The sequence below is a fragment of the Achromobacter sp. ISS7 genome, assembly GCF_056523125.1.
In genome coordinates, this window is sequence record NZ_JAWRZD010000001.1 from 1,096,044 (window position 1) to 1,110,387 (window position 14,344).

12 protein-coding genes are annotated in these 14,344 nt (G+C 69.5%); 10 read left to right on the forward strand and 2 right to left on the reverse strand.

Annotation, left to right across the window (positions count from 1 at the left end):
• Window positions 1-36: 36 nt before the first annotated feature.
• Window positions 37-621 (forward strand): spermidine N1-acetyltransferase, encoded by a 585-nt coding sequence (speG, locus tag AC1HFW_RS05100; RefSeq protein WP_006394339.1) that lies wholly within the window; start codon window positions 37-39, stop codon window positions 619-621.
• A 131-nt stretch (window positions 622-752) separates the two neighbouring features.
• On the opposite strand, the gene AC1HFW_RS05105 is transcribed toward speG, so the two are convergent.
• Window positions 753-3,269 carry a heavy metal translocating P-type ATPase gene (locus AC1HFW_RS05105; protein WP_479282112.1) on the reverse strand — a complete coding sequence of 839 codons (2,517 nt, stop codon included), beginning with the start codon at window positions 3,267-3,269 and terminating at the stop codon, window positions 753-755.
• Window positions 3,270-3,366: 97 nt separating this feature from the next.
• Here AC1HFW_RS05105 and cadR point away from each other — a divergent pair, with 97 nt between their 5' ends.
• Window positions 3,367-3,801, forward strand: a complete 435-nt coding sequence (gene cadR / locus AC1HFW_RS05110) for a Cd(II)/Pb(II)-responsive transcriptional regulator (protein WP_006394341.1) — start codon at window positions 3,367-3,369, stop codon at window positions 3,799-3,801.
• Between the two features lie 129 nt (window positions 3,802-3,930).
• Window positions 3,931-4,524, forward strand: a complete 594-nt coding sequence (locus tag AC1HFW_RS05115) for a nitroreductase family protein (RefSeq protein WP_006394342.1) — start codon at window positions 3,931-3,933, stop codon at window positions 4,522-4,524.
• Window positions 4,525-4,587: 63 nt separating this feature from the next.
• Here AC1HFW_RS05115 and AC1HFW_RS05120 read toward each other — a convergent pair whose 3' ends face one another.
• Window positions 4,588-4,914, reverse strand: coding sequence for a hypothetical protein (locus AC1HFW_RS05120; RefSeq protein ID WP_479282114.1), 327 nt, complete (start codon window positions 4,912-4,914; stop codon window positions 4,588-4,590).
• 177 nt (window positions 4,915-5,091) lie between these two features.
• Here AC1HFW_RS05120 and AC1HFW_RS05125 point away from each other — a divergent pair, with 177 nt between their 5' ends.
• The 7 genes from AC1HFW_RS05125 to lpdA all read left to right on the forward strand — a co-directional run bounded on the left by AC1HFW_RS05125 (window position 5,092) and on the right by lpdA (window position 14,325).
• Window positions 5,092-5,604, forward strand: coding sequence for a sigma-70 family RNA polymerase sigma factor (locus AC1HFW_RS05125; RefSeq protein WP_116521596.1), 513 nt, complete (start codon window positions 5,092-5,094; stop codon window positions 5,602-5,604).
• Window positions 5,601-6,572 carry a FecR domain-containing protein gene (locus tag AC1HFW_RS05130; protein ID WP_479282116.1) on the forward strand — a complete coding sequence of 324 codons (972 nt, stop codon included), beginning with the start codon at window positions 5,601-5,603 and terminating at the stop codon, window positions 6,570-6,572. The genes AC1HFW_RS05125 and AC1HFW_RS05130 overlap by 4 nt, the downstream gene beginning before the upstream one ends.
• A gap of 61 nt (window positions 6,573-6,633) precedes the next feature.
• Entirely contained in the window at window positions 6,634-9,036 is a 2,403-nt protein-coding gene (locus AC1HFW_RS05135) for a TonB-dependent siderophore receptor (protein WP_479282118.1), read from the forward strand.
• A 240-nt stretch (window positions 9,037-9,276) separates the two neighbouring features.
• A complete protein-coding gene (locus AC1HFW_RS05140; RefSeq protein ID WP_061071585.1) occupies window positions 9,277-10,509 on the forward strand; it encodes a 3-methyl-2-oxobutanoate dehydrogenase (2-methylpropanoyl-transferring) subunit alpha in 1,233 nt (410 codons plus the stop codon).
• A gap of 3 nt (window positions 10,510-10,512) precedes the next feature.
• Window positions 10,513-11,556 carry an alpha-ketoacid dehydrogenase subunit beta gene (locus AC1HFW_RS05145; RefSeq protein ID WP_241074661.1) on the forward strand — a complete coding sequence of 348 codons (1,044 nt, stop codon included), beginning with the start codon at window positions 10,513-10,515 and terminating at the stop codon, window positions 11,554-11,556.
• 1 nt (window position 11,557) lies between these two features.
• Window positions 11,558-12,919 (forward strand): dihydrolipoamide acetyltransferase family protein, encoded by a 1,362-nt coding sequence (locus AC1HFW_RS05150; protein ID WP_479282120.1) that lies wholly within the window; start codon window positions 11,558-11,560, stop codon window positions 12,917-12,919.
• Window positions 12,920-12,921: 2 nt separating this feature from the next.
• Window positions 12,922-14,325: a dihydrolipoyl dehydrogenase gene (gene lpdA / locus AC1HFW_RS05155; RefSeq protein WP_479282122.1), complete on the forward strand. Its 1,404-nt coding sequence runs from the start codon at window positions 12,922-12,924 to the stop codon at window positions 14,323-14,325.
• Window positions 14,326-14,344 lie beyond the last annotated feature (19 nt).

The following is a 14,344-nucleotide window of genomic DNA, read 5'->3' on the forward strand; positions in this document are numbered from 1 at the left end:
GCGTAAGCTACAATGGACGCACTTTCGGAGGTTTCTATGTCGGTAATATCCGATATCAAAATACGCCCCCTGGAGCGCGGCGACCTGCACTTCGTGCACAAGATCAACAATAACGACGTCATCATGCGTTATTGGTTCGAAGAGCCTTACGAGGCCTACGACGAACTGGTCGCCCTCTATGACCGCCACTTGCACGACCAGAACGAGCGGCGCTTCATCATCGAGCACGACACCGGCCAGCCGGCCGGCCTGGTGGAACTGGTGGAAATCGACTACATCCACCGTCGCGCCGAATTCCAGATCATCATCGCGCCCAGCTACCAGGGCCGCGGCTACGCCAAGGCCGCCACCCGCATCGCGGTGGGCTACGCCTTCCGCGTGCTGAACCTGCACAAGGTCTACCTGGTGGTGGACAAGGACAACCGCGCCGCCGTCCACATCTACGAGCGCTGCGGCTTCCAGATCGAAGGGTTGCTCAAGGAAGAGTTCTTTTCCAACGGCACCTACCGCGACGCCTACCGCATGGCGCTGCTGCAGCACGACCATCTGCGCGACGTCGGCCCGGGCGCGCCGGACGCGCCGGTGCTGCGCGACTGGCCGCAGGAAGAGCAGACGGGCTGACGGACGGGGCGAGGCCGCGCCTTCGGCTTGCTGCCCCCCGTGGGGGGGCGCTTTTATCTTGAAGCGGCCATGAAAAAAACGCCCCCGAGGAATCTTCCCCGGGGGCGTTTTCACGTCATGACGCCGGCGGTTCAGGCCGTCTGCGGCGCGGCCCGCAACAGCCGCAGTCCGTTCGCCACCACCAGCAGGCTGGCGCCGACGTCGGCGAACACCGCCATCCACAGCGTGGCGTTGCCGGTCATCGCCAGGGTCAGGAACACGGCCTTGATGCCGAGCGCCAGCGCGATGTTCTGGATCAGCACGCTGTGGGTGGCGCGCGACAGGCGCAGGAAGGTGCCGATCTTGCGCAGGTCGTCGTCCATCAGCGCCACGTCGGCCGTCTCGATGGCGGTGCCGGTGCCGGCCGCGCCCATGGCGAAGCCGATGTCGGCGCGGGCCAGGGCCGGGGCGTCGTTGATGCCGTCGCCGACCATGCCGACCTTGCCCGACGGCGCCAGCTTGCTTTCGATGGCGGCCAGCTTGTCTTCCGGCAGTTGGTCGCCGCGCGCTTCGTCGATGCCGACCTGGCGCGCGATGGCCTGCGCGGTGGGCGTGTTGTCGCCCGTCAGCATCAGGGTGCGCACGCCCAGCGCGTGCAGGTCGGCGATGGCGGCCGCGCTGGTGGGCTTGACCGTGTCGGCCACCGCGGCCAGCGCCAGCACGCGCTGGCCGTCGCTGAGCGCGATGGCGCTCTTGCCTTGCTGTTCCAGTTCGTCGAGGCGGGCTTCCAGCTTGGCGTCCGATACGCCCAGCTCACGCATCAGGCGGCGGTTGCCCAGCTGGAACACCACGCCATCCACCTTGCCGCTGACGCCGCGGCCGGGCAGGGCGGTGAAGTCGTCCACGTCCAGCAACGTCTTGCCGGCGTCGCGCGCGGCGTTGGCCACCGCCAGCGACACCGGGTGGTCCGAGCGGGCGGCCAGGCTGGCGGCAATCAGCGCCGCGGGTTGGCGCGTCAGGTCGGAGACGTCCCAGTCCTGCAGGTCGGTCTGCACCGGCTTGCCGTGCGTCAGCGTGCCGGTCTTGTCCAGCGCCAGCCACTTCAGGTTGCGGCCTTCTTCCAGGTACACGCCGCCCTTGACCAGGATGCCGCGGCGCGAGGCCGCCGTCAGGCCGCTGACGATGCTGACCGGCGTGGAGATCACCAGGGCGCAAGGGCAGGCGATGATGAGCAGCGCCAGCGCCCGGTAGATCGCGTCGAACCAGGGCTGGCTCCACAGCAGCGGCGGCAGGACCGCCACCAGTACGGCTACGCCGACCACCACGGGCGTGTAGATGCGCGAGAAGCGGTCGATGAAGCGCTGGGTCGGGGCGCGCGCGCCCTGGGCCTGTTCGACCGCGTGGATGATGCGCGCCAGCGTGGTGTTGCCGGCCGCCGCGGTGACGCGGTAGTCGAACGAGCCGGCCGCGTTGACGGTGGCGGCGTAGACCGGGTCGCCTTCGGCCTTTTCGACCGGCAGGCTTTCGCCGGTGATGGGGGATTGGTCCACCGCGGAGCGCCCGCTGACGATGATGCCGTCGGCGGCGATGCGCTCGCCCGGGCGTACCCGCACCACGTCGTCGACCTGCAGTTGCGCCGCCGGCATCTGTTTCCAGGCGCCGTTGGCCTGGCGCACGGTGGCGGTCTCGGGCGCCAGGTCGAGCAGGCCGCGGATGGCGTTGCGGGCGCGGTCGAGCGAGCGCGCCTCGATCAGTTCGGCGACGTTGAAGAGGAACATCACCATGGCCGCTTCCGGCCACTGGCCGATCAGCACCGCGCCGGTGACGGCGATGCTCATGAGCGCGTTGATGTTCAGGTTGCCGTTGCGCACGGCGATCCAGCCCTTGCGATAGGTGCTGATGCCGCAGGCGAGGATGGCGGCGACCGCCAGCGCGGCGGTGACGCCCCAGTGCATGCTGGCGAAATGCGAGGCCTCCGACAGGCCGGCGAGCACGCCGGCGCCGCCGATGGCCCACCAATTCACGCGCGCGGCGGCCGGGGCCGGGGCGCGCGCGGCGCCCTCGGCCAGCGGTTCGGGCGTCATGCCCAGCGACTTGATGGCCGCGGTGATGCGGTCCAGCGCGCCCTCGGCGTGCACCACCGTCAGGATGCGCTGCATCAGATTGAAGTCCAGTGCATGCACGCCGTCGACGCTGTCGAGCTTCTTGCGGATCAGCGTTTCCTCGGTCGGGCAGTCCATCTGCCCGATGCGCAGGCGGGCCAGCAGTTGGCCCGGGCCGGCCTGCAGCACGGCCGCGCCGCCGGCGGACATCTGGATGTCGCCGGCATCGTGGCCGCCGCAGCAGGCGGAGGCGGCCGGGGCGTGGCTGTGCGGGTGCCCGGCCGCGTGGTCGTGCGCATGGCCTGGCTTGTCGCCATTGCCGTGGTCGTGGCTGTGGTCGTGGGCGGGCGCGTCGTCGTGGTCATGGCCGTGATGATGGGCGCTCTCGCTGTCATGGCGATGGCTGCCGCAGGCGTTCGCCGCGCTATCCTTGCCCCGCGGGCCGCAGCAACCGCCGGCGCCCGGGTGGCCGTGATCATGTCCGCTGGCGGAGGCCGGGGCCTTGGGGCCGCAGCAGCCGGAACCGGAGGCGGGGTGGTCGGTGTGTTTGTTCGTCGCGCAAGACATCGTGGTTGCCTTTTCGTAAGCCGTTGACCGTATTCCACACCTTGGAGTTACTATAGGGTCAACCCCTTTTATCCATCGGATGCGTCCGGGAGGCATGATGCGTATCGGCGAATTGGCCACGGCGGCCGGCACCACGGTCGAAACCGTCAGGTATTACGAGAAGGAAGGGCTGCTGCCCGCCCCGGAACGGGGCCTGAACAATTACCGCAGCTACGGCCAGACCCACCTGGAGCGCCTGCGGCTGATCCGCAACTGCCGCGCGCTGGACATGACGCAGGACGAGATCCGCGCCATCCTGTCGCTGGCCGACAATCACCAGACTGGATGCGGCCCCATTAATGAATTGTTCGACGAGCACATTTCCCACGTGGACGAGCGCATCGCCGAGCTGACCCAGTTGAAGACGCAATTGACCGATCTGCGCCAGCGCTGCCTGTCGGCGCGGCCCGACACGGACGACTGCGGCATCCTGCACGGCCTGTCGGAAATGCAGGTCGAGGAACGCCAGGAACGCCATACCCACCTGGGTTGAATCCGCCAGTCGCCATGCGCCGGGCAGGGGGATAGCCGTCCCCCGCGCGGCCATGGCGTAATATGAGAACCCTTCTCTTTCCCATTTGGGAATCCCGCCCATCCCGGTATCCCATTCACGCCTTGCCCCATGACCCAGACCACCACCATCACCCCGCTGCACGCCATCACCTCGCGCCGTTCCGTGAAGTTCCTGCGGGGCCCGGCGCCCAAACCCGCCGAGCTTGAACAGATCCTGCAGGCCGCGATGTCGGCCCCCGACCACGGCGCGCTGCGCCCGTGGCGTTTCGTGGTGATCCAGGGCGAGGCCATCGGCAAGCTGGCCGACGTGGCGCTGGAAGCCGTCAAGCGTAGCGGCGATCCGCGCATGACGCCGGAAAAGGAAAAGTCGGTGCGTGAGTGGATGGCGGGCGTGCCGCTGTTCGTCGCCGTGGCGCAGAAGATCGCCCACGACAACACCAAGATCCCCGAGGCCGAGCAACTGCTGGCCACCGGCTGCGCCACCATGAACATCCTGAACGCCGCCCACATGCTGGGCTACGGCGCGTTCTGGAGCACCGGCATCGGCACCTACGTCGAGGACGTGCAGGCCGCGCTGGGCCTGGATTCGCTGGACTACCGCTTCCTCGGCTTCCTGGCGATCGGCACCCCGGCGTGCGCGGTGCCGCCGGCCAACCGCCCGGACTACCGCGAGTTCGTCACCGAGTGGACCGGTCCGCTCTGAGGCGCGTCGTGGCGCGATGAGAAAACCGGCCGTTGGCCGGTTTTTTCTTGTGGCGTGCGTCGCCTACCGTTGTGCCGCGAGGGGCCGGAAGGCCGCGCGCACGAGTCTCTCCAGGCCCCAGCCCGCGAAATAGAAGAGGGCCAGCGTCGGCAGCCCGATCAGCAGATAGCCGCCGACCCAGGACAGCTCACCGAGCAGCTGGTCCAGGTTCAGCTCGTGCAGTAGCGCAAGCTGCAAGGCCAATGGCAATTGCAGCAGCACGAAGCGGCCCTTGTCGTCGCCGTCGGCGGACAGCGCGCCGGCGATGCAGAGGATGACGATGGCGAGGTAAAGCGCGGCAAACACGATGCCGGTCCAGCTGAACCCTTTCGAGGCGGTCAATCCAGGCACGTTGGTTTCCAGGGGAATCGGAAGCCGCAAGTATAGAGGCCGCCCTGATGCGGTCCACCGGGCCACCGAGCCAGGCCGACGTTGCTCGCCGTCCGGCTTCACAGGGCAGGCTTGCGCGGCCATCAATAAATGACAATAATTCTTATTGTTGATTAGCCCGTCCTCCCATTCCCCGCCATGTCCCATCCTGCGCAGCCGACGCCGCACACCGCCGCCCAGCTGTACGAGGCCCATCATCCGTGGTTGCAGGAATGGCTGCGCCGCCGGCTGGGTTGCCGCCACGATGCCGCCGACCTGGCGCATGACACCTTCGTGCGGGTGCTGGCCGGCCGCCCGACCGAGCCGATCCTCGAACCCCGCGCGTTCCTGACCACGCTGGCGCAGCGCACGCTGTACACGTTCTGGCGCCGCCGCGAACTCGAGCGCGCCTACCTCGACAGCCTCGAGGCCCTGCCGCATGCCAGCGTTCCCAGCGAAGAGCAGCGCGCGCTGGTGGTCGAGGCCCTGATGCAGATCGACCGGGCCTTGCAGCGCCTGCCGGCGCGCGCCCGCCAGGTCTTCCTCCTGAGCCAGCTGCACGAGCTGACCTATCCCCAGATCGCCGAACGCCTCGGGGTATCCGCCATCACCGTCAGGCGCTGCATGAAGCAGGCCGTCACGCTGTGCGTGGCGGCGCGCCTGGCCGCATGAGCGCGCCCGCGCTGCCGGCGGCCGTCGAGGCCGCCGTCGACTGGATGGTGCTGCTGTCGTCGGGCGAGGCGGCCGAGGCCGATCGCGCCCGCTTCGAGGCCTGGTTCCAGGCCGATCCGCGCCACGCCGCCGCCTGGGAGATGGTTGCCGGCGCCGTCAAGAGCACGTTCGCGCCGCTGAGCGACGGCGCCTCGGTCCAGGCCGCGGGCGCGGCGCTGCTGGCGCCGGTCTCGCGCCGCCGCGCGTTGCGCAATGCCCTGATGCTGGCGCTGGCGGCCGGCGGGCTGGCCGCGCTGGCCGACCGCCAGACGCCGTTGCGGACCCTGGCCGCCGACCTGCGCACCGGGACGGGCGAACGCCACACCTATCCGCTGCCGGACGGCAGCGAGGTCACCCTGAACGCGCGTTCCGCCGTCGACCTGGCGTTCGACGGCCGCGCCCGCATGCTGCGGCTGCGCGCGGGCGCGGTGTACGTGCGGGTCGCGGCCGACGCCGCGCGGCCCTTCATCGTCGCCAGTCCCGATGGCGAAGTGCAGGCGCTGGGCACGGTGTTCGGCGTGGCGCGCGACGAGCAGGGCAGCGTCGCCTGTGTGATCGAGCACAGCGTCGAAGTCCGGGCGGCGGGCCAGCGGCGCGTCCTGGTGGAGGGCGAGGGCGCGCGCTTCGGCGCCAGCGGGATCGACGCGCCGGATGCCGCGCTGGCCGAGACCGCGGCCTGGCACGACGGCATGCTGGTGGTGCGCGACCAGCCGCTGGGCGCGGTGGTGGCGGCGTTGCGGCCCTACCGGCGCGGCTTCCTGCGCATTTCCCCCGAGGCCGCGCGCTTGCGGGTGCTGGGCGCCTTCCCGCTGGACGATACCGATCGCGTGCTGGAATCCCTGCGCCAAACCCTGCCGATCGAAGTCGGCGGGCTGGGCGGCTGGCTCGTCAGCATCGACCTGCGCGCCGATGCCGCCGAAAAAAAATGATCGCTTGCGGCGGGCTCGCTGGACATACCTCCTGAAGCACCCCCTTGTCGCAGGAGATTCCATGTTCCCCGTTCGTCCCGCGCCGCAGCTGGCGGCCGCGTTCTTCATCGCCCTGGTCGCGCCGGCCGGCATCGCCCAGGCCCTGGCCGGCGCCCAATCGGGCGCGCCCACGGCGCAACGCTACGATCTGCCCGCCGCGCCGCTGGCCGAGACCCTGACCCGCATCGCGCGCCAGAGCGGCCACGCGGTGTCGGTCGATCCGGCGCTGGTGGCCGGCCGCCAGGCTCCGGCGGTGGCCGGCACCTACACCCCCGAGCAGGCCTTGCGGCAGGCGCTGGCGGGCAGCGGCCTGGAATTGCGCATCACCGCCAATGGCACCTTCAGCGCGCGGCCCCTGCCGCAGGCGGGCGGGGCCACCCTGCTGGAGCCGGTGCGCGTGACCGGCGCGGCCGAATCGTCCTCCGGCCCGTTGCACGGCTACGCCGCCCGTGTCAGCGCCACCGGCACCAAGACCGACACGCCCATCATCGAGACGCCGCAGTCGATCACGGTGGTCGGCGCCGAGGAGATCGAGACGCTCAAGGCGCAAAGCCTGCAGGATGCGCTGGGCTACGTGGCGGGCGTGAGCCGCGCCGAGGGCCAGGATCGCACCTCCGACAGCCTGTTCCTGCGCGGCTTTCGCGGCAGCCAGGGCAACTACTATCGCGATGGCACGCTGTACACCGTGAACATCTACAACGGACGGCAGGAACTGTACGGGCTGGAACGGGTCGAGTTCCTCAAGGGCGCCGCCTCGGTGCTCTACGGCGCGGCGCCGCCGGGCGGTGTCATCAACACGGTCAGCAAGCGGCCCACGACCGAGCCGCTGCATGAACTGAACGTCGAGGCGGGCAACTTCCGTCGCAAGCAGATCTCCGGCGACTTCGGCGGCGCGCTCGATGACGAGGGCAAATGGTCTTACCGCCTGACCGCCCTCAAGCGCGACAGCGATACCTTCATCGATCACGTCCCGGACGACCGGACCTACGTGGCCCCGGCCCTCAAGTGGCAACCCAGCGACGCCACCTCGCTGACCCTGCTGGCGGAATACCAGGAGGACCGCACGGTCTACGTCTACGGCCTGCCTGGCCAGGGCACGGTGCTGCCCAATCCCAACGGCAGGATTCCCCGCAATCGCTTCACGGGCGAACCGGGCTTCGACAAGTTCATCATGAAGCGCTATTCGATCGGCTACCTGTTCGAACACGCGTTCACGGACCAGCTCAAGCTGCGCAACAGCGTGCGCTACTTCCACGCGGACAGCACCTACTTTTCCACCGACATCTGGCAGTTGCAGGCCGACCAGCGCCACACCGCCGATCGCGGCGCGATGCCGCGCTGGGACCGGTCGTCGGCGGTCGTGACCGACACATCGCTGCAGTACGACGCCACGACCGGCCCGCTGCGCCACACGTTGCTGGCGGGCCTGGACTACTCGCTGCCCAGGCACGAGACCGAGCGCTACCTGCGCAGCAACACCAACCTCGATCTCTATGATCCGGTCTACGGCGTCCCCCTGGGGCCGGCTACGCCGTTCCCGTGGTCGTCCTCGAAAACCGACATGAAGCGCCTGGGGGTCTACCTGCAGGACCAGATCAAGATCGCCGATAAGTGGGTGCTGCTGCTGGGCGGTCGGCATGACTGGGTCACGGTCAACGAACGCAATTTCTTCACCGGCGAAAAGGTCGCGGACAACGAAAAGAGCCAGGCCTTCACCGGCCGCGCCGGCGTCGTCTACCTGGCCGACAACGGCCTGGCGCCGTTCCTGAGCTACAGCGAATCGTTCGAGCCGACCAGCGGCCAGGACCGCCAGGGCAGCCGTTTCAAGCCCACCACCGGCGAGCAATACGAAGCGGGCCTGCGCTATCAGCCGGCCGGGTCGGACACCATGCTGTCGGCGGCGGTGTACCAACTGACGCGCAAGAACGTGAACGTGGCCGACCCGTTCGATACCAACTACGAAATCCAGGCCGGCCAGGCGCGCACCCGCGGGCTGGAACTGGAGGCCCGCACCCGCGTCGGCCGCCACGCCAACCTGATCGCCGCCTACGCCTACACCGATGCGCGCACGCTGAAAGCCAGCCCGCTGCAACCGGACGAGGTCGGCAAGCGCCTGAACTCGGTGCCCTTCAACCAGTTCTCGGTCTGGGGCGACTACGGCTTCGGCGCCTTCGGCCTGCCGGGGCTGCGGGTCGGCGCGGGCGTGCGCTACGTCGGCAGCACGCGCGGCATGGCGCATGGCACGGCGGTCGAGGTGCCGTCCTTCACGCTGTTCGACGCCATGGTCAGCTACACCACCGGGCCATGGCGGTTCGCGCTCAACGCCACCAACCTGGCCGACAAGACCTACATTGGCAGTTGCACCTACGGCTGCTTCTACGGCGAGCCGCGCCGGGTGATCGGCACGGCGACCTACCGCTGGTAGTCCCGGGGCGGGCGGCAGGGCGCAACGCCCTGTTGACGCGCCCGGCGGCCCTGGACCACCGCGGGTAGCGAGGCCCGGCGCGGCCCCTGTCTCGGGGCCGCGCCCTGTGCTACTCTGGCTCCCGGCCGTGCATGATTATCCCTTTGCAGCGGCCGACGATGGCAATGTCCGAGGTCACCCCCTTGGGCAGTGTCTTGGTAAGAAGAATGCGCATGACACGATCAAGCGTGGAGACAATTCATGAGCCAATACGGGCCGCTGAAGTTGCACGTCCCCGAGCCTACCGGGCGTCCGGGTTGCAAGACCGACTTTTCCTACCTGCGCCTGTCGCCGCCCGGCGAGGTGCCCAAACCCCCCATTGATGTCGCCGCGATCGACACCGGCAACCTGGCCTACAGCCTGGTGCGGGTCATCGACGACGACGGCCGCGCCGTCGGCCCGTGGGCGCCGGAGATCAGCGACGAGCTGCTGCGCCGTGGCATGCGCACCATGCTCAAGACGCGCATCTTCGACGGCCGCATGCTGACGGCCCAGCGCAAGAAGAAGATCTCCTTCTACATGCAGAGCCTGGGCGAAGAGGCCATCGGCTCGGCCCACGCGCTGGCGCTGGAGCAGGGCGACATGTGTTTCCCGACCTACCGCCAGCAGAGCATCCTGCTGGCGCGCGACGTGTCGCTGGTGACCATGATGTGCCAGCTGATGTCCAACGAGCGCGACCCGCTCAAGGGGCGCCAGCTGCCGGTGATGTATTCCGATCGCGAGAACGGCTTCTTCACCATTTCGGGCAACCTGGCCACGCAGTTCATCCAGGCGGTGGGCTGGGGCATGGCCTCGGCCATCAAGGGCGACACGCGCATCGCCTCCGGCTGGATCGGCGACGGCGCCACCGCCGAGGCGGATTTCCATACCGCGTTGACCTTTGCCCACGTGTACCGCGCGCCGGTGATCCTGAACGTGGTCAACAACCAGTGGGCCATCTCGACCTTCCAGGCCATCGCCGGGGGCGAGGGCGCCACCTTCGCCGGCCGCGGCGTGGGCTGCGGCATCGCCTCGCTGCGGGTCGACGGCAATGATTTCCTGGCGGTGTATTCCGCCTCGCGCTGGGCCGCCGAACGCGCGCGCAGCAACCTCGGCCCCACCCTGATCGAATGGGTGACCTACCGCGCGGGCCCGCACTCCACCTCCGACGACCCCTCCAAGTACCGTCCCGGCGACGACTGGAGCCACTTCCCGCTGGGCGACCCGATCGAGCGCTTCAAGAAGCACCTGATCCTGCGTGGCATCTGGTCCGACGCCGAGCACGACGCGGTGCGCGCCGAGCTCGACGCCGAGATCCAGGCGGCGCAAAAGGAAGCGGAAAGCTACGGCACCCTGGTGGACGGCCACGTCCCCAGCGCCGCCAGCATCTTTGAAGACGTCTACAAGGACATGCCGGAGCACCTGCGCCGGCAACGTCAGCAGCTCGGAGTGTGAGTCATGGCTATCGATAACAATGCTGGTCCGGCGTCCGCGCCGATGACCATGATCCAGGCTTTGCGCTCGGCCATGGATGTGATGCTGGAGCGTGACGGCAACGTGGTGGTGTTCGGCCAGGACGTGGGCTATTTCGGCGGCGTGTTCCGCTGCACCGAGGGCCTGCAGGCCAAGTACGGCAGCTCGCGCGTGTTCGACACGCCGATCTCCGAGGGCGGCATCGTCGGCGTGGCGGTGGGCATGGGCGCCTACGGCCTGCGGCCGGTGTGCGAGATCCAGTTCGCCGACTATTTCTATCCGGCTTCCGACCAGATCGTGTCGGAAGCGGCGCGCCTGCGCTACCGCTCGGTGGGCGAGTTCATCGCGCCGATGACCATCCGCATGCCCTGCGGCGGCGGCATCTACGGCGGCCAGACCCACAGCCAGAGCCCCGAGGCGATGTTCACCCAGGTCTGCGGGCTGCGCACGGTGATGCCGTCCAACCCGTACGACGCCAAGGGCCTGCTGATCGCGTCCATCGAGAACGACGATCCGGTCATCTTCCTGGAGCCCAAGCGGCTGTACAACGGCCCGTTCGACGGCCACCACGACCGTCCCGTGACGCCGTGGACCGGACGCCCGGGCAGCGTGGTGCCGACCGGCTACTACACCGTGCCGCTGGACACCGCCGCCATCGTGCGGCCCGGCAATGCGCTGACGGTGCTGACCTATGGCACCACGGTGCACGTGTCGCTGACCGCGGCCGAGGAAACCGGCATCGACGCCGAGGTCATCGACCTGCGCAGCCTGTGGCCGCTGGACCTGGAAACCATCGTCAACTCGGTCAAGAAGACCGGCCGCTGCGTCGTGGTGCACGAAGCCACGCGCACCTGCGGCTATGGCGCCGAGCTGATCTCGCTGGTGCAAGAACACTGCTTCCATCACCTCGAAGCGCCCGTCGAGCGCGTGACCGGCTGGGACACTCCCTACCCGCACGCGCAGGAATGGGCGTATTTCCCCGGCCCGCGCCGGGTCGGCGAAGCGTTCAAACGCGCGATGGAGGTGTGAGATGGGTATTCATGTCATCAAGATGCCCGACATCGGCGAAGGCATTGCCGAGGTCGAACTGGTGGGCTGGCACGTCAAGGTGGGCGACACCGTCGCCGAGGACCAGCCGCTGGCCGACGTCATGACCGACAAGGCCACGGTCGAGATCCCGTCGCCCGTGGTCGGCCGCGTGGTCGCGCTGGGCGGCGAAGTCGGCCAGGTCATGGCCGTGGGCGGCGAACTGATCCGCCTGGAAGTCGAGGGCGAAGGCAACGTCAAGGGTGAGGCGGCCGCGGCCGCGCCCGCACCCGCACCGGCGGCAAGCGCGCCCGCCGCGGCGCCGGCCAAGGCCGACAAGGCCCCGGCCGGTGGCGTCGCGGGCCAGATCGCCGCGTCGCTGCAATCGCCCGCCGCCGCGCCACAAACGCCATCCACGCCATCCGTGCCATCCACGCCGCCCAGCCGTGCGGCCGCCGCGCGCCAGGCGCGCGCCGCCACGCGCCAGCCGGGCGAGAAGCCGCTGGCTTCGCCGGCCGTGCGCAAGCGCGCCTGGGACCTGGGCATCGAGCTGCGCTTCGTGCACGGCAGCGGCCCGGCCGGCCGCGTCATGCACGAGGACCTGGACGCCTACCTGCAAGGGCAGGGCGCCGCCACCGCCGCGCGCGGCCCGGCCTATGCCGAGCGCAACGACGAGGAGCAGGTGCCGGTGATCGGCCTGCGCCGCAAGATCGCGCAGAAGATGGCCGAGTCCAAGCGCCGCATTCCGCACTTCAGCTACGTGGAGGAAATCGACGTCACCGAACTCGAGGACCTGCGCGTCAGCCTGAACGCGAAGTTCGGCGAGTCGCGCGGCAAGCTGACGCTGCTGCCGCTCCTGGCGCGCGCCATGGTGATCGCGCTGCGCGACTTCCCGCAGATCAACGCCCGCTATGACGACGAGGCCGGCCAGGTGACGCGCTATGGCGCCGTGCACATCGGCATCGCCACGCAGAGCGACGGCGGCCTGATGGTGCCGGTGATGCGCCACGCCGAAACCCGCGACCTGTGGTCGATGGCGGCCGAGATCGGCCGGCTGGCGCAGGCGGTGCGGTCCGGCGGCGCCGGGCGCGACGAGCTGTCCGGCTCGACCATCACCATTACCAGCCTGGGGCCGCTGGGCGGCATCGTCACCACGCCGGTCATCAACCATCCCGAGGTCGGCATCGTGGGCGTGAACCGCATCGTCGAGCGGCCCGCCTTCCGCAATGGCGCCGTGGTGGCGCGCAAGCTGATGAACCTGTCGTCCTCGTTCGACCACCGCGTGGTCGACGGCATGGACGCGGCCCGCTTCATCCAGGCCGTGCGCGCGCTGCTGGAACAACCCGCGCTGCTTTTCGTGGAGTAAGCATGAGCCAGACTACCAAGACGACAACCCTGCTGGTGATCGGCGGCGGGCCCGGCGGCTATGTGGCCGCGATCCGCGCCGGGCAACTGGGCGTGCCCACCATCCTGGTCGAAGGCGACCGGCTGGGCGGCACCTGCCTGAACATCGGCTGCATCCCGTCCAAGGCGCTGATCCACGCGGCCGAGGAATTCGACAAGGCGCGGCATTACGCCGGCCAGTCGGCGCTGGGCATCTCGGTGTCGGCGCCCAGCATCGACATCGGCCGCACCGTGGCCTGGAAGGACGGCATCGTCGGCAAGCTGACCGGCGGCGTCGGCGCGCTGCTCAAGAAGAACGGCGTGCAGGTGGTGCAGGGCTGGGCCAGCCTGCTGGACGGCAAGACCGTCGAGGTCGAGAGCGCCGACGGCAACCGCCTGCGCATCCAGTGCGAGCACCTGCTGCTGGCGGCCGGCTCCGAGCCGACGCCGCTGCCGTCGGTGCCGTTCGGCGGCATGGTGGTGTCCTCGACCGAGGCGCTGTCGCCGGCCGACATCCCCAAGAAGCTGGTGGTGGTGGGCGGCGGCTACATCGGCCTGGAACTGGGCACCGTGTACCGCAAACTGGGCGCCGAGGTGGCGGTGGTCGAGGCGCAGGACCGCATCCTGCCGACCTACGACGCCGAGCTCACCAAACCCGTCGCCGCCGCGCTGGCCAGGCTGGGCGTCGAGCTGCACCTGGGCCGCAAGGTGCTGGGGCTGAACGGCGCCGGCACCGCGGTGCGGATCCAGGACGCCAGCGGCGCCGAGACCGCGCTGCCCGCCGACCGGGTGCTGATCGCCGTCGGCCGGCGTCCGCGCACGCAGGGCTGGGGCCTTGAAAACCTGCAGCTGGACCGCAAGGGCAACGCGCTGCGCATCGACGACCAGTGCCGCACTTCCATGCGCGACGTCTGGGCCATCGGCGACATCGCCGGCGAACCGATGCTGGCGCACCGCGCCATGGCGCAGGGCGAGATGGTGGCCGAGCTGGTTGCGGGCAAGCGCCGCCACTTCCAGCCGGCCGCGATTCCGGCGGTGTGCTTCACCGATCCCGAAGTCGTGGTGGCCGGCCTGTCGCCGGCCGAGGCCGAGGCGGCCGGGCTGGACTGCCTGGCGGCGTCGTTCCCGTTCGCGGCCAATGGCCGCGCCATGACGCTGGAATCCACCGATGGTTTCGTGCGGGTGGTGGCGCGCCGCGACAACCACCTGATCGTGGGCTGGCAGGCGGTGGGCCGGGGCGTGTCGGAACTGTCGACGGCGTTCGGCCAGTCGCTCGAAATGGGCGCGACGCTGGAGGACGTGGCGGGGACGATCCATGCCCACCCGACCCTGGGCGAGGCGGTACAGGAAGCCGCGCTCAAGGCGTTGGGGCACGCGCTGCACATCTGATCCGCTGCGGTGGACCCGA

Bases quoted from the DNA above. Each gene is read 5' to 3' on its own strand.
- AC1HFW_RS05105 (WP_479282112.1), bottom strand. From the start codon at position 3,269: ATGTCTTGCGCGACGAACAAACACACCGACCACCCCGCCTCCGGTTCC.
- AC1HFW_RS05125 (WP_116521596.1), top strand. From the start codon at position 5,092: ATGTCCCATCCTGCGCAGCCGACGCCGCACACCGCCGCCCAGCTGTAC.
- speG (WP_006394339.1), top strand. From the start codon at position 37: ATGTCGGTAATATCCGATATCAAAATACGCCCCCTGGAGCGCGGCGAC.
- AC1HFW_RS05115 (WP_006394342.1), top strand. From the start codon at position 3,931: ATGACCCAGACCACCACCATCACCCCGCTGCACGCCATCACCTCGCGC.
- cadR (WP_006394341.1), top strand. From the start codon at position 3,367: ATGCGTATCGGCGAATTGGCCACGGCGGCCGGCACCACGGTCGAAACC.
- AC1HFW_RS05135 (WP_479282118.1), top strand. From the start codon at position 6,634: ATGTTCCCCGTTCGTCCCGCGCCGCAGCTGGCGGCCGCGTTCTTCATC.
- AC1HFW_RS05145 (WP_241074661.1), top strand. From the start codon at position 10,513: ATGGCTATCGATAACAATGCTGGTCCGGCGTCCGCGCCGATGACCATG.
- AC1HFW_RS05150 (WP_479282120.1), top strand. From the start codon at position 11,558: ATGGGTATTCATGTCATCAAGATGCCCGACATCGGCGAAGGCATTGCC.
- AC1HFW_RS05140 (WP_061071585.1), top strand. From the start codon at position 9,277: ATGAGCCAATACGGGCCGCTGAAGTTGCACGTCCCCGAGCCTACCGGG.
- AC1HFW_RS05130 (WP_479282116.1), top strand. From the start codon at position 5,601: ATGAGCGCGCCCGCGCTGCCGGCGGCCGTCGAGGCCGCCGTCGACTGG.
- lpdA (WP_479282122.1), top strand. From the start codon at position 12,922: ATGAGCCAGACTACCAAGACGACAACCCTGCTGGTGATCGGCGGCGGG.